Below are 22,027 nucleotides of genomic sequence, written 5' to 3' on the forward strand. Positions count from 1 at the left end.
TTTCCCAGCTTCTTTGACTAATGACTGGTGTAGTTGGCGTACGCCAAAGCTGGCAGGCCCGGCTCGTCGGCGCTGGCGATCGCAGGCCCGCGCCGGGAGGGGCTCCCGGCGGGCGCCGGTTGAGGCGCGTCCGGCGCCGGCGTGCCGTTGATCATGCTGGCAAGGCCGCTTAGCCCGGCCTGGGCGATTTTACGCAACACCAGGTCGTCGGCCGCGGTCCAGGCGTCGCGGCCGGCCTTGCCGGCTGGTTCTTCGCCTGAAAGCCGCAGCGCGCGCTGCCGGTTCTGGTCGTAGACGTCCCAGACCCAGGCGATCGTGGTGCGGCCGTGGCTGACTTCCGCGGCGAGATAGCCGCGCACCCGGTAGGCGGCGGCGCCTTCGCGGGACACGATCGAAAGGCTGCGCAATTTGGATTCGCTGTCGAGCACGCTGACCATCCGCTCGAATACCTGCGGTGGCGGACCGTCGATGGATTCGAAGGCGATCGTCGGACCGCTCGTATTACTTGCCATCGCAAACGAGTTGTTGGCAGACCCGCCGGCGCAGCCGCCGAGGGCACAGGCAACCGCAACCAGAACCGCGGCCGTCGCGGCACGCGGCACTATCCGAAAAACGCGGAACAAAATTGCGGACAGGTCACTCATTGCGTTTAGTGCGGAGGATTGACACCAGAGCGATATCGTTAAAATCGATTAACGTCTAGGGCAGAGGGGAGGCGTCACAAGCAGGGCGAATCCCTCATTCATCCTGAGCCGCTCTCAAGAACTATGGCGTGAACGTGGCGGCCGTAATCCGGCTCCTTGCGATGCACGGACTGGCGGTAACTGAAAAAGCGCTCGTCGGAATAGGTGTCGATCCCGGTGTCGTCGATCATGAGCACACCGGACTTTTCAAGCCGCTTGCGGATCAACCCGGCGAGATCGAACATGGCATGACCTTCGCGCGCCGCGGGCAGGAAATAGACGGAGTTCTCGGCGTCAGCCCCGAGAAACCGTTCGACGAATTCGTCGCCTACTTCATAGGATGGCTGGCGGATCAACGGGCCGATTGCGGCCACGATATTGGCGCGATCGGAGCCAAGTTTCTCCATCGCTGCGACCGTGGCCTCGACAATTCCCGTCAGCGCCCCCTTCCATCCGGCGTGCGCCGCGCCGATCACGCGCGCCTTGGGATCAGCGAAGAGAATGGGGCCGCAATCGGCCGCGGTGACGCCGATCGCAAGACCCGCGGTGCCACTGACGATGGCGTCGGCCCTGGGACGTGCAGCGGTGTCCCACGGCGCTGACGCGACCGCGACATCGGCGGAGTGAGTCTGGAACACGGTGAGAAAATGTTCTGGCGGCACGCGTAGCGTCGCGGCCATACGGCGGCGATTTTCGGTGACATGCGCCGGATCGTCGTGAGAGCCGATACCGCCATTGAGCCCGGCATAAATGCCCTCGGACACCCCGCCCATGCGGTTGAAGAAAGCATGGTGCAGGCCGGGAATGGCCGACAGCAGCGAGGATTTCAGCATCATAGCGTTCATCTTCTTATCCCTCCCCCGCGAGCGAAGCGAGTGCGGGGAGGGTGGCGCGTCGTGAGCGCAAGCGAAACGGCGTGTCGGGTGGGGGCCTCTTCTGTCGAAAATCTCCAATAGACAAGGCTTTCTTCTTGAAAACCCCCACCCTGGCCTTCGCTTCGCTTCGGCCTTCCCTCCCCGCAAGGGGGAGGGAGAAGAAGGCCGCGGGCCGCCATAAGCGATGGCTCACGCATCATGGCGTTTCCGCCTCTTTTTTGGCGGGCATTTCGTCGGCGAAGCCAGCGAGCGTCGCGATGCTGGGCTCGGAGATGCCAAGCACCTTGAACATCTGCCCCATGCCGCCGCGGCCGCCGCCGACCAGCCGCGTCAGCGCGCCGGCGACGTCCCGGGAAAGCTCGGGGCTGGCTTTCGCCATCAGGCTCGCGGCGCGGCTTTCGATGCCGAGCCTCTTGAGGAAATCGCCCTGTGGCACCGGGCCATGGGTCCGCGCGCCGAGATCGTCGGCAGCGCGCACCAGCGCCTGAAAATCCACATGCGCGGTCACGTCGGCCTCGCCTGGGCTTTTCAAGGGATCGGTGAAACTGTGACGCGCGATGGCCTGAAACGTATCGCCGGCGTCGCTGCGCAGATGGCCGTAGTCGATGATGAGGGCCGCGCCGTCCTGATCGCGGACGCGGCTGGCGATCTTCATGATCTCCGCATCCGGCCGCCATTCGAACACCGCGCCGGGCGGCGCGGCGCGCACCCATGACGGCAGCAGCACCTCGAAGCGCGGGATCGCCTCGCTCGCCACGCCGAACTCAAGCCTGCCGCTGTCATCAAGCTCGACCGTACGTTCGTGCCAGCCGTTCTCGGCCCTGACCGCCTGATGAACCGGCAGCACATCGAAATATTCGTTGGCCAGGATCACCGAGGGGCCGTCCGGTACGTCGTCGATGCTGTCGTGCCAGGTGATGCTGCGCGAGCTTGACAGCGCCGACTTCTGCTTCTCGCGCAGAACCGGATTGACGTCGACGAGATGGATGCTCAGCGCCTGATAGAGCGGCGGCAAGACACGAAGCGCGCGCAGCGCATCCGCCATCAGGGTGCCGCGGCCGGGGCCGATCTCGATCAGGCGAAGCAGAGGCGGTGAATCGATGGCTTTCCACACCGACGCCGCCCACAGCCCCAGCAATTCGCCGAACATCTGGCTCACTTCCGGCGCGGTGATGAAGTCGCCTTCGCGCCCCAGCGGATCGCGCGAAAGATAGTAGCCGTGCTCTGGATGCATCAGGCACAGTTCCATGTAACGCCAGACCGGGATCGGGCCGGACGATTGGATCAGCTTTTTGATCTCCGACAGGAGCGGCGAAGATTCGGTCACGAGATTTCCTGCAACGGTGGCGTTGCTTGCTCAGTCGCCTTTCGGCGACACGCCGCCACGATGATAATCACTCCGGCAATCACCATGGGCACGGAAAGCAGTTCGCCCATGGTGAGCCGGTGCCATAGAAACCCGAGCTGAGGGTCGGGCTCCCTGAAAAATTCGCCGACGATCCGCGCAATACCGTAAATCGAAATGAAGCTGCCGAGGATCACGCCGGGACGCTTCAGCGCGCCCATCCGGATCATCAGCGCAAGGATCGTGAACAGGACGACGCCTTCGAGCGTGGCCTCATAGAGCTGGCTCGGATGGCGCGGCAGCTGAAGAACGTCGTGCGGAAATACCATCGCCCAGGGCAGGTTGGGATCCGCCGGGCGGCCCCACAATTCGCCGTTGATGAAATTGGCAATTCGCCCGAGAAAAAGTCCGATCGGCCCGACCGCGGTGGTGATGTCGCCCAGCGACAGGATCGAGATGTTGTTCTTCCACGCAAACAGCATGACGGCTGCGACGCAGCCGAGAAAGCCGCCGTGAAAGGACATTCCGCCATTCCAGAGCTCCAAAATCTCTGCCGGGTGATGGAGGAAGAACATCGGGTTGTAAAAGAGCACGTAGCCGGTGCGGCCGCCGAGGATGATCCCGATCGTCACCCACAGGATGAAGTCGTCGATTTGAAGGAGCGTCATCGGCGCCGGCCCGCCCCAGAGCCTCTCGCTCTTGAGCAGCGCACGCGCATAGATCCAGCCGAGCACGATGCCGCCGATATAGGCAAGCGCATACCAGCGGATCTTGAAGGGGCCGAACGCAAAGGCGATCGGATTGAAGTCTGGGAAGGCGATAGTGAGAAGGTGCATTCGCAATCGTGGTCCGTGGCGGCTGAGCTAAAGTGAGATGAGACTTGGTTGAATCGTTCGTTTAGGCAAACTCCATTCACCTCTCCCCTTGTGGGAGAGGTCGGATCGCATCGTCAGATGCGATCCGGGTGAGGGGTCCTTGTCCCACGATGGACCCAAACCCCTCACCCCAACCCTCTCCCACAAGGGGCCCGCAAGGGGAGAGGGAGCGCATTTGCGCTTGCGGTTGCAGCTTAACCAGTTACTTGCTTCTAACATCCGTATGCCGGTTTGGCAGGCACTTTTTCGAAAGGAATCAAGGACAAGACGGTCTTGCATGGAATGCGATGGATCGCCATTGTCTCTTCAGATTGTACAAACCGGCCGGAGATGTGAGCGATGACCCAGACCAGCAATCGGTTTTTCGACGAGATCGGACGTTTGATGAACGATGCGGCCGGCGCGGCCCAGGGCGTCAAGCGCGAGGTTGACACCGTGGTGCGCAACCAGGCCGAAAAGATCCTGCGCGACCTCGACGTGGTCAAGCGCGAGGAATTCGAGGCGGTCAAGGACATGGCACGTCTGGCGCGCGAGGAAAACGAGGCGCTGAAGGCGCGCATCGCAGCCCTCGAAACCAGGCTCGGCGGTACCTCATCGTAACGCCCGCAAAAGCATAGATCGTTCAATCCGGTCAGAAACGGCAATGGCAAAGATCAAGGGCGATCTGCCGATTATCGCGTTCAAATCGCAAGAGGCGTGGAACGATTGGCTCGTATTGCAGGCCGCGGATTGCAGGGGCCTTTGGCTGAAATTGGCGAAAAAATCCTCCGGTATTGCCAGTGTGTCGAGGCCGGAGGCTGTCGATACTGCGCTTTGTCACGGCTGGATCGACGGCCAGCTCGACAGCTTTGACGATCAATATTCGCTGGTCCGCTTCACCCCGCGCCGTCAGGCCAGCAAGTGGTCTGAAAGAAATCGCACCCGCGCGCTTGAACTGATCAAGCTGGAACGGATGCTGCCCAGCGGCATGAAGGAGATCGAACGGGCGCAAAAGGACGGACGTTGGGGGACAGCGTATGCGCCGCAAAGCACGGCGCAGGTTCCCGAAGATCTTGGTGCGGCGCTGAAGCGAAACGCCAAGGCCGCGCGCTTTTTCGAGACGCTCGACCGCGTCAATCGCTACGCCATCCTGTATCGCGTCCATACTGCGAAGAAGCCCGAGACCCGGGTAGCCCGGATCGAAAAATTCGTCGCGATGCTGGCGGCCGGCGAAACCATCCATCCCCTCAAGTCGAAGCGTTAAGGCGCGGGACAGGGGGCGACCGCGCGTCCGAAAAGGGCATCCATAATCGCGCTCAAGAGTCCCGGTTACGGGAAGACCATGCTTTGATCGCGGCAGCGGCAACTGCGAGCGTCGTCGTGGTCCCATCCGCCTCGCCCTTCTCGAAGTCTCCTTCGGTCTGCGCCATGGCGTTGGTGACATGCGCAAAGCAGATCACCGGATGGCCGGTTGCCGTACTGAACGCGTAAAGGGCTGCGGCCTCCATTTCGACGGCGAGCGCGCCGAGCTTGCGGGCCCGCGCAATGGCGGCTTCGGTTTCGCGATAAGGCGCGTCTGTGGTCCACGTTGCTCCCACATGCAGCGCAATACCCGGTAGCGCGCGGACTTGGTCCTCGACCCGCGTCAGCAGCTTCGCATCGGGCGCGTTAGCGAAGGTCGAGCCCGGCAGGTAGTGATAGCTCGTCCCCTCGTCACGCAGCGCGCGATCGATCAGGACAAAGTACGGTGTCGATCCGACGGGATTGATCTGGCCTGCCGAAGTGACGCTGACGAGCAGGCGGCAACCCGACGCGAAAAGCTGCTCGGCGACGAGCACGGCAAATGGAGCACCCACCGCGCAGCCGACGATGCCAACCTCCCCGACACCGTCGAGATGGAAGGCAAGAAGCTCGGTGTGGTAGCAGGCCCAGCCCTGGTGGATGCGACAAGCCCCCGTTCGTTTCAGGTAGCGGACGACGTCGCCGTCCGGATCAAGCATGCAGATTTCGGGGACAGCGATGATATCCAATCGTTTCTGGCGTCGCGCTTCCCTTAGCAGCGCTTCGGGCCGAAATACCGAAGGCGCGGAATGATCCTTCTCACCAATGATCGGGAAATCAGCCTCGTCCATGGTTGGCCGCCCAAACCGATCAGCCGACCACTTCGACCGGCAGACCGGCGGCCTTCCACTCCGGGTAGCCGTCTTCGAGACGCCGAACGCGATAGCCACGTCCTCTAAGTTTGGCCACGGCTTCAAACGAGAGGACGCAATAGGGGCCACGGCAATAGGCGATCACCTCGCGGCCTTTTGGAAGTTCGCTCAGGCGTTGTTCCAGTTCGCCGAAGGGGATGTTGAGAGCGCCAGGAAGATGCCCGAGCGCGAACTCGTCTTCGGGCCGCACGTCGAGCACGGTGACCAGATTCTCGCGTAGCCTCTCGACCAGATCGTCGCGCGAGACCGGTTCGAGCGCGTCACGCGCCTGAAAGTAATCGGTCACGATCCGGCCAACCTCGGCCATGTTCTTTTCACCGACCTGGCCGAGCGCCTTGATCATTGCGACGACCTCCGTGTCACCGGCCAATCGATAGAGCACGTGTTTTCCGCGTCGCTCCGTGTCGACCAGACGCGCACGACGCAAAATCTGCAAATGCCGCGAGGTATTGGCGAAACTGAGATGAGCGCGGGCGGAGAGTTCTTCGACCGCGCGCGCGCCTTGCGCAAGATGTTCAAGGAGTTCGAGGCGGTGTGCATGGCCCAGCGCCTGCGCAATCGCGGCCAGGTTCGCATAAATCGCCTGCTTCGGTCCTGGGGTTGACAATTCTCACTCCTTGATGAATCATTCATCAGAATGATTGAATGACGTTATCACCCCTTTTCCGGGAGAGCAACCCCATGATTCTTCGTCAGTTTCTCCACACCGACCCGGTCGGCATCTCCTATCTGGTCGGCTGCGGTGGCAAGCAAACCGCGGCAATTATCGATCCCTTGGCCGATCCTGACACGTATCTTGAGGCCGCTCACGCAACCGGAGTCAAGATCGACTACGTCTTCGATACGCACGTTCACGCCGATCATATCTCGACCTGGTCGGGGCTCACCGCGGCTTCCGGCGCCAAATATATCCTCGGTTCGAAGGCTGATGTCGCTGTTCCCTTCAAAGGCGTGGAAAACGGCGAGGAAATTCAGCTCGGCAACGTCGTCATCAAGGCAATGCATACCCCCGGCCATACGCCCGAGCACATCTGTCTTTTGGTGACGGACCGCACGCGAGCGAGCGAGCCCTGGTTCGTTGCGACGGGGCATACGCTGATGGTCGGCGATCTCGGGCGCACCGAGTTGGCGGTAAGCGCTGAGCAAGGTGCAAAGGATCTTTTCCGCAGTATTCAGATGCTCAAAGCGCTCCCTGATTATCTCGAAGTTTTTCCGGGCGCTTATGCCGGATCGGTCTGTGGCCGCAGCTTGAGCGCCAATCCCACATCCACGCTCGGATTCGAGAAGCGGCACAACAGGGCGTTCCGAATTGACGATGAGGGCGAATTCATCAGCTTCATGATGAAGGATATTCCTCCCCCGCCGCCGCAAGCTGCCCGCCTTCGCGCCGCTAACTCCGGGCGGCCGGTGTCGGAAGCATAGCGCAGTGTCCAGTTCGGGCGGCTCCGAAAGCGGAATCAGGCTCGGCCTCAAGGATAACTGGCCGCAATTTGCTCTGCTCATTCTCATCAACGCGTTCGTTGGCGGCATGGTCGGTATTGAACGTACCGTGGTACCCTTGATCGGCATCGAAGAATTCAAAATCGGCTCAACGACGCTTGTCGTCTCCTTCATCGCGAGCTTCGGTGTGGTGAAGGCGTGCGCCAATCTGGTTTCCGGCAATCTCGGCGACGCCTGGGGACGCAAACGCGTTCTCGTTCTTGGCTGGCTCGCCGGCTTGCCGGTGCCCTTCATGATCATCTGGGCGCCAAGCTGGAAATGGGTCATCGCCGCCAACGCGCTTCTCGGTATCAATCAGGGTTTCGCCTGGTCGATGACGGTGATCATGAAAATCGATCTCGTCGGACCGAAATCGCGCGGTCTTGCCGTCGGCCTCAATGAGTTCGCCGGTTATCTCGCGGTGGGGGTGACCTCTTATCTGACGGGATATCTTGCCTTGGCGTACGGATTGCGGCCCGTGCCGATCTATCTCGGCGTTGGCTACGCAATCCTCGGCACCGTGCTCTCCGTTCTTCTGGTGCGAGATACGCGTGAGCATGTCCGGTTGGAGACGGCCGGACATGCGCGGCAGGCCTCGCCGATGAGCTTTCGCGAAATTTTTCTCCTTACTTCGTTCGGGGACCGCAATCTGTTCGCCGTGTCCCAAGCGGGGCTCGTGAACAACCTCAATGACGGCATGAGCTGGGGTATCTTCCCGTTGTTTTTCGCTTCCTTCGGTCTCGCGGTTGATCGTATCGGCATATTGAAGGCCGTCTATCCCGCGGTCTGGAGCATTCTACAGGTTGCCACCGGCCCCTTGTCGGACCGCTGGGGACGCAAGGGCCTGATCGTTGGCGGGATGTGGGTGCAGGCGGCCGGTTTGGCCCTCACCGGAGCCACGAGTCATTTCGAGTGGTGGCTCATCGGCAGCCTGCTCCTCGGAATTGGCACCGCAATGGTCTATCCGAGCCTGATCGCCGCCATTTCCGACGCATCGCATCCAAGCTGGCGCGCGCGCTCGCTTAGTGTGTACCGCTTCTGGCGCGATCTCGGTTATGCGATCGGCGCGCTGTCGGCGGGCCTGATCGCAGATGCATTCGGGTTTTCCGCGGCCATCATTTCGATCGGGGCGCTGACGTTCATTTCCGGCGCTATCGTTGCGGTGTTGATGCACGAACGCGCGGCGAATTCGGCTAATTCGTCTCAGAAAGCGAGTCCAACTGTAGAATAGGGGGGCCGGTCGGATTGGCAAGGCCGAGCATGTCGCCGATTTATCTCGACTACAACACGGGTCGCGGACACTTATCCATCCAGGCTCGCTTCGGGATGACGGCGTAGATATTACGGTCATCCTGAGGTGTGCGCCCCTTGGCGCGCCTCGATGGATGATTGGCGCTATCGTGCCCCGGACGCAGCACAGCGCTTCAGCAGTGCGCTGCTGATCCGGGGCCCATCGTCCTTGCATGGTCAACACGTAGGTCCCGGATCTGCGAAGCAGCGTTGCACGCTGCATCGCGTCCGGGACGCGAGAAGATTGCCCCTGACAGCTTTTGGCGCGCGGCAACTGATTTGCCCGTCGTGCCATTGTGTCGCAGCGCGTAGGGCGGGTTAGCCGACTCGTCCGCCGAAGCTCGCTGAGCGAAGGCGGAAGGCGTAACCCGCCGCGATGCCGAGTCGCGAAGGGTAACGGCGGATTTCGCTGTCACTAATCGCCCTGCGGTCTCTCGTGAGATCTGCTATCCTGCGTCTGATGCCAAATTATCGTCGCGCGTTCGTTCCCGGCGGCTGCTGGTTTTTCACGGTCAACTTGTTGGACAGGCGGCAAACCCTGCTTGTCGATCACATTGTGGCGCTGCGTGAGGCAACCGCGAAGACACTCCAAAGCCGACCGTGCATCGTCGACGCATTCGTCGTGCTGCCGGACCATCTCCATGCGCTCTGGACGCTACCGCCGGATGACTACGACTTCTCGACCCGCTGGCGGCTTATCAAGAGTCACTTTTCGAAAGCGCTGCCAAAACGAGAGCGGATCAGCGACATTCGCGTCGCGCGCAAGGAGCGTGGCATCTGGCAAAGGCGCTTCTGGGAACACCTGATTCGCGACGAAGCCGATTACGCCCGTCATCTCGAATATTGTTATATCAATCCGCTCAAGCACGGTTTGGTTGCGAGAGTGCGAGATTGGCCGCACTCATCCTTTCATCGCGATGTGCGCGCAGGAATCGTCCCCGCCGATTGGGCAGGTGAAGCTGAACAGACCGGCGAATTCGGCGAATGGTGACGATTTCGTAGGGCGGGTTAGCCGACTCGTCCGTCGACGCTCGATGAGCGTAACCCGCCGCGACACCGACGTCGCAGAGAGTAACGGCGGATTACGCTGTCGCTAATCCGCCCTACGGACTCTGCGGACTCATTTTTGCTTGACACAATTTCGCGCGCCTCCACTGATTTGCCCGTCGCGTTAATCTGTCGCAGGCAATTCTGCTTGTGACGTCGGGCAAATCAGAAGCATTTTCCGCGCATCCCGTGCCCACCATGAGGGACGTATCGCGATCGTCACGGACGTTGGGCGCGGGAGGCGATGGCCGCAGGTAGCGCACCAGACGAAAGCGCCGCTCGCGGACGACAAAGCCGCGTGGTCTTGACGCCTCGACGCTGGCGTCAACCCGGCGACAACGCTTACGCGTTGCGCCGGGGATGGTGACAAGAAAGCCCGATCGCCAGAGAGAGCGCGGAATAAGTCGTAAAGCCATTGCGCAGGGAATGCCGGATCGTTTCGGCGAACCTGTGGTGGCTTACTCGTGTGCTTTCTACTTTTGCGCACGAGGCTGCGGGCGAGCCAAACGCCCGGCATTCCCTGCTCCCTCTGCTTTGGAGGGACAACGACCGGCTCAAAGCTCGGGCGAAGTCGCGAGAACGCGGAGTCATGGCTGATGAAGGGGCGATTCTCTAAACCTTTGGGGCCAGGTCCGGCAGGCGAGAAAAATTGCTTCATTTCCTTGTCATTTCGGCCCTTTGGGGCTAGAACCCCGCCACGTTCGCAGCCCCCGCACCCCTGGAGGCTTGCTGTGGACATGAAACGGGCCGCGCTGCGGCCTTTAACTTTTTAGAAAACAAGGACTTAAGCCGATGGCGACCGTCAAGGAATTGAAGGCGACCGCGCGTCCGCAGAGCGGCAAGGGGGCCGCCCGGGCAGAGCGTCGCGCCGGGAGAGTGCCCGGAGTGATCTATGGCAACAACCAGCCCCCCCTGACCATCTCGGTCGACGACCGCGAACTGCGTCAGCGTATCCTGGCGGGACGGTTCCTGACCACGATTTACGACATCGATCTGGAGGGCAAGAAGCACCGCGTGATTCCGCGCGACTTCCATCTCGATCCGGTGCGGGATTTCCCGCTGCATGTCGATTTCATGCGGCTTGGCGAAGGCGCGACCATCCGCGTCAGCATTCCGCTTCACATCGTGAAGGCCGAAGCTTCGCCGGGCGTTAAGCGCGGCGGCACGGTCAACATCGTGACCCACGCCATCGATCTGGAATGCTCGGTCGACAACATCCCGCCATTCATCGAGGCCGACGTTGGCGCTCTCGAGATCAGCTACTCGCTCCATCTGTCTGACATCAAGCTGCCGGCTGGCGTGAAGTCGCTGACGCGCGAGGATGCCACGCTGGTCACCATCGTGCCGCCGTCCGGCTACGCCGAAGAAATGAAGGCGGCTGCGGCCGCCGCGGCGGCTGGTACCGCCGCCGCCGCTGCTACGCCTGCGGCTGGTGCGGCTCCTGCGGCTGGCGCTGCCGCGCCCGCTGCTCCCGCGGCCGGTGCTGCGGCTCCGGCGGCTGGCGCCAAGGCTCCGGCCGGTGGCGGAGACAAGAAGAAGTAAGAGGAGACGGGATGCCGCGCCATGCGCCTCTTTGTTGGTCTCGGCAATCCCGGTCCTGAGTACGAATTGACGCGACATAATCTTGGGTTCGTTGTCTTGCAGCAGGTAGCGAAGCGCTGTGGCTTCCCGCCATGGCGCTCCGCTTATCAGGGCGAATTTTCTGTGGGATCTATAGCCGGCGAACAAATCGCCCTGCTTAGACCACTCACTTACATGAATGACTCCGGGCGCGCTGTTCAAGCGGCATCGAGCTTTCTTAAAATCGATCCCGCTGTAATTACGGTATTCCACGATGAAATCGAACTTCCCGCCGGAAAGGTACGGGTCAAGATTGGCGGCGGAAATGCAGGGCACAACGGATTGCGGTCAATCTCTGAATGTCTTGGAAATGAATTTTGGCGTGTGCGTCTGGGTGTTGGTCATCCTGGCGACAAAAGATTGGTAGAAAGATTTGTACTAAGACAGTTTCCGAAAGTTGAGTGGCCGTGGGTTAGAGCGCTCGTCGAGACTGTTGCGGACAATATTCAGTTTCTCTTGATGAACGTGTCGGAATTCCAAAATAAGACTCATCTTGAAATGGAGCGCAGGGGATTTGGCACCAACGCGCCTTATTGGGATCGTCTTCACAGGCCGCATGAATAGGAACGGACGCGCACGTGGGATTTAAATGCGGTATCGTCGGGCTGCCCAATGTCGGCAAGTCGACGCTGTTCAATGCACTGACCGAGACGGCGGCGGCGCAGGCGGCCAACTATCCGTTCTGCACCATCGAGCCGAATGTCGGCGAAGTCGCGGTGCCGGATCTGCGGCTCGACAGACTGTCGGATATCGCCAAATCCGCGCAGATCATTCCGACGCGGCTGACCTTCGTTGACATCGCCGGCCTTGTGCGCGGCGCCTCGCAGGGCGAGGGCCTCGGCAACCAGTTTCTTGCCAACATTCGTGAAACCGAAGCGATTGCGCATGTCGTGCGCTGCTTCGAGGATTCCGACATCACCCATGTCGAAGGCAAGATCGCGCCGCTGGCCGATATCGACACCATCGAGACCGAGCTGATGCTGGCCGATCTCGACAGCCTGGAGAAGCGCGTCGATAGCCTCGCCAAGAAGGCGAAAGGAAACGACAAGGACTCCAGGGAACAACTCGATCTCGTCAATCGCGCGCTGGTGCTATTGCGCGATGGCAAGCCGGCGCGGTTGCTCGAGCGCAAGTCGGAAGAGGAGCGGGCCTTCGATATGCTCGGTCTGTTGACGTCAAAGCCCGTGCTCTACGTCTGCAACGTCGAGGAAGGATCGGCGAAAGACGGCAACAACTTCTCGAAACAGGTTTTCGAGCGCGCGAAACAGGAAGGCGCCGTAGCCGTCGTGATCTCCGCCAAGATCGAGTCCGAGATCGCGACCTTGTCGCGCGAGGAGCGCAAGGATTTCCTCGACACGCTGGGCCTCGAGGAGGCCGGTCTCGACCGGCTGATCCGCGCCGGCTATCAGCTGCTCGATCTCATTACCTATTTCACCGCGGGTCCGAAGGAAGCGCGTGCCTGGACCATCCATCGCGGCACCAAGGCGCCCGCGGCCGCTGGCGTCATTCACACCGATTTCGAAAAGGGATTCATCCGCGCCGAAACCATCGCCTATGCCGACTATGTCGCGCTGGGCGGCGAGGCCGGCGCCCGCGATGCCGGAAAACTGCGTCTGGAAGGCAAGGACTATGTCGTCGCCGACGGCGACGTGATGCATTTCAGGTTCAACAACTGAGATTGTGGAACGATCGCCTTGCCGCCGATCCGCGCCGTAATTAGTGTCCCGCGCCTTGATCGCGAATCGCGCCGAGATGCTCGTTGATGCGGAATACGATCAGCACGAATTCCGCCACGATGCGCGAGAAGATGATGCCGACGATGACGCTGGCGATCGAAGCCAGTAACTGGATGAAACCTCCGAACGGGCTGATCGCCATCGAGGCCAGACCGGAGAAAATGCCGGAGATGCCAAACAGACAGATGAGTGCAATGACGAGCCAGTAAAATGTCTTGATGATGGTGGGCGTGATAAAACGGTCCCACTGAAACAGATCCTGAAAATCGAACATCGGTTTAGCTCCGGCAGATCGAAATGATTCGCGCGATCCGTCTCTTTGAATAAATGGCTAGCTCCGAATGCAGGTTCGGGCAAGTCGAAGGCGAGCTATGCGCGTGGATTGGGTTGAGATTGCCGTAAAGTGCGGCCACAATCGGGCTTCCCGCTAAATGTCCCCCGCTATGAACAGACTGTTTTTCGAAGACTTTAAGCTCGGCCATTTAGGCCGTTTCGGTTCGCGTCGCGTCAGCGCCGAGGAAATTCGCGAATTCGCTGCCGAGTTCGACCCGCAGCCGATGCACCTCGACGAGGCAGCAGCGTCGCGTTCGCTGTTGAAAGGTCTTGCCGGCTCCGGCTGGCATCTTTGCTCGATCATCATGCGGATGATGTTCGACGGCTTTATCGGCCGCACCGCATCGCTGGGCTCGCCCGGCGTCAACGAATTGCGGTGGCTGGCGCCGTTCCGGCCCGGTGACGACATCGTGCTCGATGTCGAGGTGACGGAAGCGCGCGTTTCGCGCAGCCGGCCGGCGACCGGCATCGTCATGTTCAAGACGGTCGCGAGCAATGCCTCGGGACAAGCATTGTGCGAGATGACATCGCCAATCATCGTCGAGCGGCGCGGCGAAGCCGTGTCCGGGAAGGTTGGCTGATGAATTTCTTCGAAGACATTGGCGTTGGCCAGCGGCGCGAAATCGGTTCGTTCACGTTCACGGTCGAAGCGATCAAGAAATTCGCGGCCAAGTTCGATCCGCAGCGCTTTCACCTCTCCGAAGAGGAGGGCCGTAATTCGCTGTTCGGCGGCCTGGCCGCCTCGGGATGGCATGTCGGATCGGCCTGCATGAAATTGCTGATCGCAGATAGCCAGCGTCGGGCCGGCGAAGCCACCGCCCGCGGCGAGGAGGTCGCGGTCTGGGGGCCTTCCCCGGGCTTTCGCGAACTGCGCTGGATCAAACCGGTGCTGGCCGGCGACACGATCAGCTTCGCCAGCGAGGTTGAGGCGCTGCGCACCTCCGCGAGCCGCCCGGAATGGGGAATCCTCGAAGCTCGCAACAGCGGAACCAACCAGCGCGGCGAACTCGTTTTTTCGCTGCTGGCGATCGCGTTCGTGCCGCGTCGGAACAAGAGCATCTGAAAAAGGCTGAAACCAAATCCCCGCTAACGCATTTTGAACCAGTGCCTGTCAAACAACGGGCGGGATTTGAGGGGTAAGCCATGGCCGATCGCCGCGGACTGAAATTATTGGGCTTTATCTTTGCGACGGTGACGATCGCCGTGATGTTCACCACGACGATGGTGGTGAAAGGCTACGCCGAGGGGGCCTATTCGCTCGAGACCGAGCAGGTCGCGGCCCGATAGGTCGGGCTCCGCTAACCATGCCTGCTGAAAGCGCGCACGCCGTGCCGGCTTCGAGCCTGACCGCAGGGGCCGGGCTCGAAGTTTCGTATCCGACGAATCAGCTGTGCCGCAGTCCGTCCGCGGTGCGCTTCCACTGCGCGACGTTGTCGGCGATCATGCGGGTCGATTTCATCGCCGCCTGGCTGAGTTGGGCGTAACCCGAAATCTCGCGCTGAACGCGCTGCCCTTCGGCATGCAGCAGGTCGCGCAGCGCCTCGAGCTCCGAAATCAGGTTCTCGATTTCCGCAAGCGACGTGCCTGCCACCCGCTGGATCAGCGAGTTGACGCTGTTAACGGTGGTCTCGGCGGTCTGATCGAGCGCCACCTCGGCGCCTCCGGCCGGTGTTGGACGACGCAGGTACGCAACGTCGTTGCGGACAAAGTCACGGATGCCGGCCTCGACCTCGGAGGCTGCGACCGAGTCCTTGTCCTCGTCGATCGACTCAATCTTTTCAGAACGAATGGCGTTCATCGGCTGCTTCCCTGTTTCGCGTTGATCGCGGCCGCGGGTGTCCCCCGCACATCGATGTTGACAGGGGCATCAGGGCTTCCGATTTTGACCGCATCGCGGCCAATATGCGGCAATGAAGGTGCTTTCGCTGGACCAGTCGGTGGCCGCTCTACCAGCTCTGCTTGAAGCCGGCGGCGACGCTCTTGTTGGGGATACCGAGCGGGGTTTCGGCGATCGAGGCCGAAATATTGAAGCCGCCGACTATTTTCTGCTCGGCGCCGATCTTGCGGAGCCATCTGTCGTCGGCGGTGGAAAGGCTTTGACCGGCGGAAAAGCTGGTACCGGTATCCGTGATGCCAAACTTCGCGGATTGCTCGGTCCCATAGGTCGAGCGGCCTGCCGCGCCCAGCGTCGGCGCAAACCCTTGGGTCATGTTGTAGCCGTTCTGAAGGGTGAGCGAGTATTGCTCGCTGAGCGCGAGCGATTTGCTCAAGGAGGTGCCCAGTCTGCCCCGGTCCTGCGAGGGATTGATCCTTGCTTCGACCGTCGTCTTGTCCCAGATCGGGCCCACGCCCGGCGCGCTGGCCGACGCCCACGCGGTACCCGACGACTGCGGCTCGTTGCCGCCATTGCCGGCCTTCTCGGCCAGCAACTCCGCAAGGGTCTGCGGCTGGCGGACGACAGTCATGTCGGCGCCCACTTGCGTGTTCAGAAATGGCGAAATCGGCTGTTTGACCGAAACCGCCGAGCCATATTCCTTTTCCTGGGCGGACCAGGTCATCTCGCCGGAAGCCGCGGCGCGCGATGGCGGATGCAGCCTTGCCGGATGGGTCGTCATTAAGGTGGAAGCGTCGACGTCGAGCAGGCTCCAGTCGATGTCCAGATCGGCGATATCGGTATTCCCGGTCGGCGCCGTCCGGCTTTCCGCCGCAGGCGCAGCCGCTTCCTCCGACCGCGGATCGCTCGCCTCCTGCGGCTGCGATTGATCGGTGCCTTCAGGCCAGGGCGAGACCTTTGAAGGGGCCTGCAAAGGCACATCTTCCAAAGATTTCGGCTCCGATTTGGGCCCGGCGCAGGCGGACCGGCTGTTCAGACCGGACAGGGCCGCAAGCAAAAGAAACCCGGCCAAGCCGTATGCGCCCCTCGGAATCATCGATCCTGTCCGCCAGCCATCCACCAAGGATGAATATTCACCCGCGGCGAAATGTGGCGTGCGGGGAGGGCGGCCGCAAGGCCGATCGCCTCTCAGGCCCGTTGTTGGGTCACCACAACAGGCTGCGAGGTTCAATACAGCCTGCAAGCCGGCTCTTAGATGTTCTCTCTGGCTCTGGCCGCGATCATCGCGATGAAATCCCGCTCGACCACCTGCTGGATCAGGTCGAACGTGTCGATGATTTCACGAATCCTGACGATTTTCCCGTCGCGCAGCGTCAGGAAAACGGCCACGTCGAACTGCACGGTGCGGTCGTTGAGCCGCTTGACGAAGAAGGCGCGAAGATGAACCGCGACGCGATCGCCTTCGGCGACGATGAACGGCATCTCGTTGCGCATGCTTGAATAGCGCTCGTGCACCGTCTTCCACATCTGGCGGACGTCATCCTTGCCGCGGTGATGGCCGAGATGCGGCAGGATATCCACCGGCGCGTTGGAGAAAAAATCGACGTCATCGCTGCAAAGCGCGAGCGCGCCCTCGATATCGCCGGCATAAAAAGTCTCAAACAGTTCGATGACGCGTTTTTTGTTGAGGTCTTTGATCATCTTTTTTCTCCGCCGGTGTTGGGCCCGACTCGGTAATCCGTTACGTTGTACCTCCAATTGCGTGAGATGGGTTAGGGCAATCCACCGGCCGCGCATGCTGGATTCCCGACAGCGGATGATATCGCAAGCCATGCCTCCACCTTCCCGCGGCGTGAAACGCCCGGGCTTTTGCTGGATGTCAGCGCGCCCCGGAAATTCAGGGGGCGCAGGGAATGCCGGGCGCTCGCCGCGCCCGCGGCCTCGCACGCAAATAAAAAGCGTACGAGCAATTCACCACAGGTACGCCGAGACAATCCGGCATTCCCTGCGCGATTGGTTTTAACGGTTTCCTTCGTGCTCGCCCCGGAGACCGGCTTTGTTGCCTCCGTCGCCGGCTTGATGCGGAGCATCACGCCGGCTTGATATCGGCGTCGGGATATCAGGCCCACACGACTTCGCCGTCCGTGATCGGCGCATTCGTCTGTTGCGCCATCACGTCCATCGCATCCCACGCCAACGTTTTGTGACGATCGCGAAACGCCCCTCATTGACGGCGCGGGATGCGCGGAAAATTGCCCGTGATTTGCCCGTCGTCGCAAGCAAACCCGCCTGCGACATGTTGGCACGACGGGCAAATCAGTGGTGGCAAGCAAATGCTGTCAAGCGGAATCTCCTCGTGTCCCGGACGCGGCGCGGATCCGGGGAGCCATGCGATGGTTCGCAACAACGACGATCGGCCCCGGGTCAGCAGCGCACCGCTGCCGCGCTGCGCAGCATCCGGGGAACGCAGTCCCGGAATGACAAAGACCGGATTGGCGTTTTTGACTTTCGTTGTCGATAATGAGCACATGCGAACGTTCGGATGGCAGCCTTCTTATGGGTCTTTAAGATAGCCGTTCAGGCGATGTTCAGCGAGCGTCTGCTCAAGCTGCTTTCGTTTTTAGGATGAGGGAAAACATCATGCGATGGGCGAGGGTCTTTCTGTTTTCACTTTCTCTCAGCTTGCCGGCATTGGCGGGTCTTGCCGATCGCGCGGCTGCCCAGCAGCCGCCGCAGCAGAAGCGCGTCGCGCTGGTGGTGGGCGATGGCAATTACGAAAAAGCCCCGCTCGCCACCGCCGCCAACGACGCCGGCCTGATCGCGCAGACGCTGCAGGCCGCGGGCTTCGATGTGATCGGGGCGCGGGACCTCGATGCGGACGCCTTGCGCAACAGCTTCCGTGATTTCGTCGCGAAGGTGCAGGCCGATCCCGCCAACACGGTCGCGATGATCTACCTCGCAGGCTACGGCGTGCAGCTCGCCGGCGAGAACTATTTCATTCCGGTCGATTCGAAGGTCACCCGCGACACCGACATCCCGATCGAAGGCCTGCGGATCAGCGACTATGCGCGCGAGCTGGCATCCTTTCCCACGAAGGCCACCGTTATCGTGCTCGATGCGGCGAGGGCGCAGCCCTTCATCGAAAGCGGCAACCCGATCGCCGGCGGCCTCGCGCTGGTGGACCCTTCGCCGAACATGCTGATGGCCTTCAACGCGGCGCCGGGCACGGTCGCGCCCAACGACACCGGCAATTACGGGGTCTATGCGCAAGCGCTCGCCGAAATGATCCGCACCGGCGGATTGTCGCTGCCCGACGTGTTCGATCGCGTGCGCCTGCGCGTCAGCGAAAACAGCAAGGGCGCGCAGATTCCCTGGAACGCGCAGAAGCTCGATCCGCAGCTTTCTTTCGCCTTCTTCGACCGGGCGCCGGATGCGCCGCCGGTGCAGGGCCCGCCGGATCAAGTTGCGGCCATCCGCGACAAGCCGATGCGCGATCTCGGCGCGCAGGAAGCATTCAGCGCGGCGGTCGCGCGCGACACCTTCCAGGGCTATGAGGATTTTCTTGCAGCCTATCCCCGCGACTCCCTGGCCAGGCGCGTGAGAGCGATCCTGGCCGCGCGGCGCGAGGCGATCACCTGGCGCCGCACCTATCTCGCCGATACGCCAGATGCCTATTGGACCTATCTGCGCCGCTATCCGGATGGACCTCACGCATGGGATGCGCGGCGTCGTCTCGAGATCCTGTCGGCTGCGCTCGAACCGCCGCCGTCATTTCCCATGATGGACTACGACATACCGCCCCCGCCGCCGGACGAATATGCCTATGTCGATCGCCCGGTGCTCGATTTCGGCGATCCCGGCTTCGATTTCGCACCGCCGCCTCCGCCCCCGGTATACTTCCTGCCGCCGCCGCCGCCGGATTTCGTGGTGTTGCCGCCGCCGATCGTTGTCGTGGGGATCGGGGTGGGAGTTGGGATTGGATTATTCGCCCTCCCTCGCCCGGCCTTCGTGCCGATGCCGGTCTATTGCGCGCCTCCGGCCTATGTCGCGCCGCCGCCGAACAACATCATCTACAACAACATCCACAACACCACCGTCATCAACACGGTGATCAACAATCCCGCGCCGACACCGGCTGCGGTCGCGGCCGCGGCTGGCCCGCGGAGGACGGCTACGCCTGCGCCGACGACGCTCGGCCCCACCTTGCCGCCGCAGGTCGCGCATCGTGCGGCGCTGATTCAGCAGGGCAAGCTGCCGCCGCCGCCCAGCGCCGCGATCAATCCAAGGGCGCCGGGGGTTGTGAGGCCTGCCAATGTGACGCCTGCGAATCTTCCGCCTGGTGCTCATGTTCCGCCAGGACCTCCGGGCGCCAATCAGCCCGCGCAGCAATTGCCCAAGGAATCGCCCAAGGAATTGCCCAAGGAATTACCCAAGGCCAACGAATTGCCGAAAGCCAACGCGCTGCCCGTTCCCGGCGCGAAGGGCGCGCCGCCGCCTCCGCCAGGTGCTGCCCCGAACCGCCTCACGACAACGCCGCAGCCAGGCCAGCCGAATCTGCGTGAGGAGCGCGCCGCGCCTGCGCCTGGTGCGCCGGGCCGGCCGCCGGTGGCGCAAGGCCAGCCGACGCCGCCTAACGCGCAGGAGCATGAGCGACGCGGGCCACTGCCCGGCGCAACGCCGCCGGCGCGGCCTGGCACTCCGCCTGCCGCAGCAGCGCCGTCGCGGCCCACGTCGACGCCGCCGCAAGTTCAGCATGCGCCATCTCCGCCGCCGAAGCCGGAGCTTCGGCATGCGCCGCCGCCGCACGCTGCTCCGCCGCCGCATGCCGCGCCATCTCCGCCGCGGCCTCAACCCGCAGCGCGGCCGGCACCGCCTCCGCCGCGGGCTGCTCCACCGCCGCGGCCGCAGCCGGCTGCACGTCCTGCGCCGCCTCCGCCGCGGGCTGCTCCGCCTCCGCGGCCGCAACCGATGGCACGACCGGCGCCGCCACCAAGGCCCGCGCCGCCTCCGCGCGCCGCTCCACGGCCGGCGCCTCCCAAGCCGCCGCCGCCGAAGCGGTGTCCGCCCAATCAGCCGCGTTGTTGATGGGGTCTCGTGTCCCGGACGCGGCGCAGCACTCTCCCGGCGATGCGAAGCATCGTCCGGTGTGGTGCGCCGCAGATCCGGGGACCCGTGGTTTGTCGAAAGATGGGCCCCGGCTTAGCAGCGCACCGCTGACGCGCTGCGCAGCATCCGGGGAACGCGACAAGAGGAGTCGCTGTCATTCCGGGCTGGCTTCGTTTCACTCGCGCCTCGGACGGCTTATCAAGCTTCCACCGAAGACAGAAATTCTTCCGCCTTCTCTCGCGTTGGAAAACGGCCCAACTCACGATAGTCGGCATCATGCTCGGCTGTTTCAGGTGAGCGAATAACGACAAACCCATCGCCATCTTGCATAATAAATTCGGTCATGTCCTCGCTGTGGCAGGGCGACATATGTCTCGCGCCGCAATGCGGGCAGTCGTCGTCGCACGTGCAAGACCATTCGTCGGTCCATATTCGCTTGCAGCGGGCGCATCGGTAGATGTTGAGAAACCAGGCCATGCGGGTCTCCTAAGATCGCAACCGATAATTACCACGAGACACGAATTCGATGAATCCCCGATCGCGCAAATATTGAAGCTGTTGACGTATCTTGGGTTTGACGTTCTGGTTTCCGGGATAGAGATCACCAAGGTGCCGCTCAAATTCATAAACGTCTTCAAGCGTGAATTCGCGCTTGCCCAAAGACTCCACGCATTTCATGACATCGAGTAGCCAGCCGCGCACCTCAAGGGATTCGTCTCTCAGAAAGAGCGTTTTTTGCCAATCCTGAAGAACAGTTTCCTTCGGACGAACGACACCGTTCTGAACGATGTGAATTTTGCCGGCATTGGGGACCTTGCCGATCAAAATGTTTGATCCGATCCAACCAGCGCGGCGGGCGGTTGCTGCGAGCGGTTTGCGCCGTTCTATGATGTCGCGAACAAAGAAATGCTTTGGAACGATGAAAAGATTTACGACGGCGAGAGATTGCAGGTTGTAGTTCATCAACAGCAGGTTTGGATTATTGCTTGCGGTCAGACGCTCGCATTTCGTCTTGTAGGCCCCATCAGCAACCTTTGGTCCGAACTTCCCCTTCTGGCTCTTCAGCTCGAATTCCTCGTTGCATGTCGAACAGAGAAAATCGGCAACCGGACTGTTGTTAGGAAATTGGGACATTTTTGTATTGCCGCACTGCGGACAATAGGCCTGCGCCTTGACCCAAGCTTCGGTCCATGTGCGGGCGCTTTGCGAGCCGCTAGAATAAGCAGCTTGGGATTCTTCGAAGCCGAGTTTCATTGAGGCAGCGTAGCCAAACCTGCTCAGATTGCTAGCGCCGGTTGCTTACCTCTTCTCTTCCACCCGCCCCGTTTTCCCGGTGCGCCGCCGGTCGAGCGCGGGGAGGGGCCGAACTCGGGTCCGGACTGACGAGAGTCCGTCGGCTGGATGACGCGGGTGTCACCACCGAACGGCTTTTCGGGCAATGCGCGATTGGCGTGATAGCGAATGGCCCGTCGGGGTCCGTCCCACATCAGCATTGCTGACTCATCGACGACATCCATGCCGCATTATGGCGGCTTTTTCTTACGAGCATTCGAACCCATTTGAAGATTTCCCGTTAATCTGGGATTCCAGTCATCGAAAATGGAGGTCCACC

24 protein-coding genes are annotated in these 22,027 nt (G+C 61.7%); 12 read left to right on the top strand and 12 right to left on the bottom strand.

Annotated elements, in window-relative coordinates:
* Positions 1-17: 17 nt before the first annotated feature.
* The 4 genes from M6D32_RS11470 to lgt all read right to left on the bottom strand — a co-directional run bounded on the left by M6D32_RS11470 (position 18) and on the right by lgt (position 3,739).
* On the bottom strand, positions 18-644 hold the full coding sequence (locus M6D32_RS11470) for a hypothetical protein (protein WP_298256091.1): 627 nt from the start codon (positions 642-644) through the stop codon (positions 18-20).
* A gap of 98 nt (positions 645-742) precedes the next feature.
* A complete protein-coding gene (pgeF, locus tag M6D32_RS11475) occupies positions 743-1,519 on the bottom strand; it encodes a peptidoglycan editing factor PgeF (RefSeq protein ID WP_298256150.1) in 777 nt (258 codons plus the stop codon).
* 235 nt (positions 1,520-1,754) lie between these two features.
* Positions 1,755-2,885, bottom strand: coding sequence for an SAM-dependent methyltransferase (locus M6D32_RS11480; RefSeq protein ID WP_298256093.1), 1,131 nt, complete (start codon positions 2,883-2,885; stop codon positions 1,755-1,757).
* Positions 2,882-3,739 carry a prolipoprotein diacylglyceryl transferase gene (gene lgt / locus M6D32_RS11485; protein WP_298256095.1) on the bottom strand — a complete coding sequence of 286 codons (858 nt, stop codon included), beginning with the start codon at positions 3,737-3,739 and terminating at the stop codon, positions 2,882-2,884. Before lgt ends, M6D32_RS11480 begins: the two co-directional genes overlap by 4 nt.
* Before the next feature lie 378 nt (positions 3,740-4,117).
* Here lgt and M6D32_RS11490 point away from each other — a divergent pair, with 378 nt between their 5' ends.
* Together M6D32_RS11490 and M6D32_RS11495 are read left to right on the top strand one after the other, a co-directional pair.
* A complete protein-coding gene (locus M6D32_RS11490; protein ID WP_298256097.1) occupies positions 4,118-4,378 on the top strand; it encodes an accessory factor UbiK family protein in 261 nt (86 codons plus the stop codon).
* Positions 4,379-4,421: 43 nt separating this feature from the next.
* Positions 4,422-5,021: a YdeI/OmpD-associated family protein gene (locus M6D32_RS11495; RefSeq protein WP_298256099.1), complete on the top strand. Its 600-nt coding sequence runs from the start codon at positions 4,422-4,424 to the stop codon at positions 5,019-5,021.
* A gap of 52 nt (positions 5,022-5,073) precedes the next feature.
* Here M6D32_RS11495 and M6D32_RS11500 read toward each other — a convergent pair whose 3' ends face one another.
* Both M6D32_RS11500 and M6D32_RS11505 read right to left on the bottom strand, forming a co-directional pair.
* A complete protein-coding gene (locus M6D32_RS11500; RefSeq protein WP_298256101.1) occupies positions 5,074-5,889 on the bottom strand; it encodes a nucleoside phosphorylase in 816 nt (271 codons plus the stop codon).
* A gap of 19 nt (positions 5,890-5,908) precedes the next feature.
* The gene (locus tag M6D32_RS11505; protein ID WP_298256103.1) at positions 5,909-6,577 is read right to left on the bottom strand and encodes a metalloregulator ArsR/SmtB family transcription factor; all 669 of its coding nucleotides are present in this window, start codon (positions 6,575-6,577) and stop codon (positions 5,909-5,911) included.
* Between the two features lie 74 nt (positions 6,578-6,651).
* On the opposite strand from M6D32_RS11505, the gene M6D32_RS11510 reads away from it, so the two are divergent.
* The 6 genes from M6D32_RS11510 (at position 6,652) to ychF (ending at position 13,082) form a co-directional block, all read left to right on the top strand.
* On the top strand, positions 6,652-7,392 hold the full coding sequence (locus M6D32_RS11510) for an MBL fold metallo-hydrolase (protein ID WP_298256105.1): 741 nt from the start codon (positions 6,652-6,654) through the stop codon (positions 7,390-7,392).
* Between the two features lie 4 nt (positions 7,393-7,396).
* Positions 7,397-8,680 (top strand): MFS transporter, encoded by a 1,284-nt coding sequence (locus M6D32_RS11515; protein ID WP_298256107.1) that lies wholly within the window; start codon positions 7,397-7,399, stop codon positions 8,678-8,680.
* A gap of 519 nt (positions 8,681-9,199) precedes the next feature.
* A complete protein-coding gene (locus M6D32_RS11520) occupies positions 9,200-9,730 on the top strand; it encodes a transposase (protein WP_298256109.1) in 531 nt (176 codons plus the stop codon).
* A gap of 848 nt (positions 9,731-10,578) precedes the next feature.
* Positions 10,579-11,328 carry a 50S ribosomal protein L25/general stress protein Ctc gene (locus M6D32_RS11525; RefSeq protein ID WP_298256111.1) on the top strand — a complete coding sequence of 250 codons (750 nt, stop codon included), beginning with the start codon at positions 10,579-10,581 and terminating at the stop codon, positions 11,326-11,328.
* Between the two features lie 21 nt (positions 11,329-11,349).
* Positions 11,350-11,970, top strand: coding sequence for an aminoacyl-tRNA hydrolase (gene pth / locus M6D32_RS11530; protein ID WP_298256113.1), 621 nt, complete (start codon positions 11,350-11,352; stop codon positions 11,968-11,970).
* Positions 11,971-11,984: 14 nt separating this feature from the next.
* Entirely contained in the window at positions 11,985-13,082 is a 1,098-nt protein-coding gene (gene ychF / locus M6D32_RS11535) for a redox-regulated ATPase YchF (protein ID WP_298256115.1), read from the top strand.
* A gap of 40 nt (positions 13,083-13,122) precedes the next feature.
* Here the strand turns inward: ychF and M6D32_RS11540 are convergent, their stop codons facing one another.
* Positions 13,123-13,416: a DUF4282 domain-containing protein gene (locus M6D32_RS11540; RefSeq protein ID WP_298256118.1), complete on the bottom strand. Its 294-nt coding sequence runs from the start codon at positions 13,414-13,416 to the stop codon at positions 13,123-13,125.
* A 169-nt stretch (positions 13,417-13,585) separates the two neighbouring features.
* Here M6D32_RS11540 and M6D32_RS11545 point away from each other — a divergent pair, with 169 nt between their 5' ends.
* From M6D32_RS11545 to M6D32_RS11555, 3 genes are all read left to right on the top strand, one after another.
* A complete protein-coding gene (locus M6D32_RS11545; RefSeq protein ID WP_298256120.1) occupies positions 13,586-14,056 on the top strand; it encodes a MaoC family dehydratase in 471 nt (156 codons plus the stop codon).
* A complete protein-coding gene (locus M6D32_RS11550) occupies positions 14,056-14,538 on the top strand; it encodes a MaoC family dehydratase (RefSeq protein ID WP_298256122.1) in 483 nt (160 codons plus the stop codon). The genes M6D32_RS11545 and M6D32_RS11550 overlap by 1 nt, the downstream gene beginning before the upstream one ends.
* An 80-nt stretch (positions 14,539-14,618) precedes the next feature.
* Complete coding sequence (locus M6D32_RS11555; protein ID WP_298256125.1) at positions 14,619-14,762, top strand: hypothetical protein; 144 nt, start codon at positions 14,619-14,621, stop codon at positions 14,760-14,762.
* Positions 14,763-14,859: 97 nt separating this feature from the next.
* Here M6D32_RS11555 and M6D32_RS11560 read toward each other — a convergent pair whose 3' ends face one another.
* From M6D32_RS11560 to M6D32_RS11570, 3 genes are all read right to left on the bottom strand, one after another.
* A complete protein-coding gene (locus tag M6D32_RS11560; protein ID WP_298256127.1) occupies positions 14,860-15,273 on the bottom strand; it encodes a hypothetical protein in 414 nt (137 codons plus the stop codon).
* Positions 15,274-15,421: 148 nt separating this feature from the next.
* Positions 15,422-16,282, bottom strand: coding sequence for a hypothetical protein (locus tag M6D32_RS11565; RefSeq protein ID WP_298256129.1), 861 nt, complete (start codon positions 16,280-16,282; stop codon positions 15,422-15,424).
* A 278-nt stretch (positions 16,283-16,560) separates the two neighbouring features.
* Positions 16,561-17,010, bottom strand: a complete 450-nt coding sequence (locus M6D32_RS11570; RefSeq protein WP_298256131.1) for a nuclear transport factor 2 family protein — start codon at positions 17,008-17,010, stop codon at positions 16,561-16,563.
* A gap of 939 nt (positions 17,011-17,949) precedes the next feature.
* Between M6D32_RS11570 and M6D32_RS11575 the strand changes: the two genes are divergently transcribed.
* Positions 17,950-20,394 (top strand): caspase family protein, encoded by a 2,445-nt coding sequence (locus tag M6D32_RS11575; protein WP_298256133.1) that lies wholly within the window; start codon positions 17,950-17,952, stop codon positions 20,392-20,394.
* A gap of 219 nt (positions 20,395-20,613) precedes the next feature.
* Here M6D32_RS11575 and M6D32_RS11580 read toward each other — a convergent pair whose 3' ends face one another.
* Together M6D32_RS11580 and M6D32_RS11585 are read right to left on the bottom strand one after the other, a co-directional pair.
* The gene (locus M6D32_RS11580; RefSeq protein ID WP_298256135.1) at positions 20,614-20,892 is read right to left on the bottom strand and encodes a hypothetical protein; all 279 of its coding nucleotides are present in this window, start codon (positions 20,890-20,892) and stop codon (positions 20,614-20,616) included.
* Positions 20,893-20,901: 9 nt separating this feature from the next.
* Positions 20,902-21,669, bottom strand: a complete 768-nt coding sequence (locus tag M6D32_RS11585) for a DpnI domain-containing protein (RefSeq protein ID WP_298256137.1) — start codon at positions 21,667-21,669, stop codon at positions 20,902-20,904.
* Positions 21,670-22,027 lie beyond the last annotated feature (358 nt).

The organism is Bradyrhizobium sp., from assembly GCF_027307225.1.
Taxonomy (GTDB): Bacteria; Pseudomonadota; Alphaproteobacteria; order Rhizobiales; family Xanthobacteraceae; genus Bradyrhizobium.

Bases quoted from the DNA above. Each gene is read 5' to 3' on its own strand.
- M6D32_RS11470 (WP_298256091.1), bottom strand. From the start codon at position 644: ATGAGTGACCTGTCCGCAATTTTGTTCCGCGTTTTTCGGATAGTGCCG.
- M6D32_RS11495 (WP_298256099.1), top strand. From the start codon at position 4,422: ATGGCAAAGATCAAGGGCGATCTGCCGATTATCGCGTTCAAATCGCAA.
- M6D32_RS11490 (WP_298256097.1), top strand. From the start codon at position 4,118: ATGACCCAGACCAGCAATCGGTTTTTCGACGAGATCGGACGTTTGATG.
- M6D32_RS11545 (WP_298256120.1), top strand. From the start codon at position 13,586: ATGAACAGACTGTTTTTCGAAGACTTTAAGCTCGGCCATTTAGGCCGT.
- M6D32_RS11580 (WP_298256135.1), bottom strand. From the start codon at position 20,892: ATGGCCTGGTTTCTCAACATCTACCGATGCGCCCGCTGCAAGCGAATA.
- M6D32_RS11555 (WP_298256125.1), top strand. From the start codon at position 14,619: ATGGCCGATCGCCGCGGACTGAAATTATTGGGCTTTATCTTTGCGACG.
- M6D32_RS11540 (WP_298256118.1), bottom strand. From the start codon at position 13,416: ATGTTCGATTTTCAGGATCTGTTTCAGTGGGACCGTTTTATCACGCCC.
- M6D32_RS11520 (WP_298256109.1), top strand. From the start codon at position 9,200: ATGCCAAATTATCGTCGCGCGTTCGTTCCCGGCGGCTGCTGGTTTTTC.
- M6D32_RS11585 (WP_298256137.1), bottom strand. From the start codon at position 21,669: ATGAAACTCGGCTTCGAAGAATCCCAAGCTGCTTATTCTAGCGGCTCG.
- M6D32_RS11525 (WP_298256111.1), top strand. From the start codon at position 10,579: ATGGCGACCGTCAAGGAATTGAAGGCGACCGCGCGTCCGCAGAGCGGC.
- pgeF (WP_298256150.1), bottom strand. From the start codon at position 1,519: ATGATGCTGAAATCCTCGCTGCTGTCGGCCATTCCCGGCCTGCACCAT.
- M6D32_RS11550 (WP_298256122.1), top strand. From the start codon at position 14,056: ATGAATTTCTTCGAAGACATTGGCGTTGGCCAGCGGCGCGAAATCGGT.
- M6D32_RS11570 (WP_298256131.1), bottom strand. From the start codon at position 17,010: ATGATCAAAGACCTCAACAAAAAACGCGTCATCGAACTGTTTGAGACT.
- M6D32_RS11500 (WP_298256101.1), bottom strand. From the start codon at position 5,889: ATGGACGAGGCTGATTTCCCGATCATTGGTGAGAAGGATCATTCCGCG.
- lgt (WP_298256095.1), bottom strand. From the start codon at position 3,739: ATGCACCTTCTCACTATCGCCTTCCCAGACTTCAATCCGATCGCCTTT.
- pth (WP_298256113.1), top strand. From the start codon at position 11,350: ATGCGCCTCTTTGTTGGTCTCGGCAATCCCGGTCCTGAGTACGAATTG.
- M6D32_RS11560 (WP_298256127.1), bottom strand. From the start codon at position 15,273: ATGAACGCCATTCGTTCTGAAAAGATTGAGTCGATCGACGAGGACAAG.
- M6D32_RS11575 (WP_298256133.1), top strand. From the start codon at position 17,950: ATGCGATGGGCGAGGGTCTTTCTGTTTTCACTTTCTCTCAGCTTGCCG.
- M6D32_RS11510 (WP_298256105.1), top strand. From the start codon at position 6,652: ATGATTCTTCGTCAGTTTCTCCACACCGACCCGGTCGGCATCTCCTAT.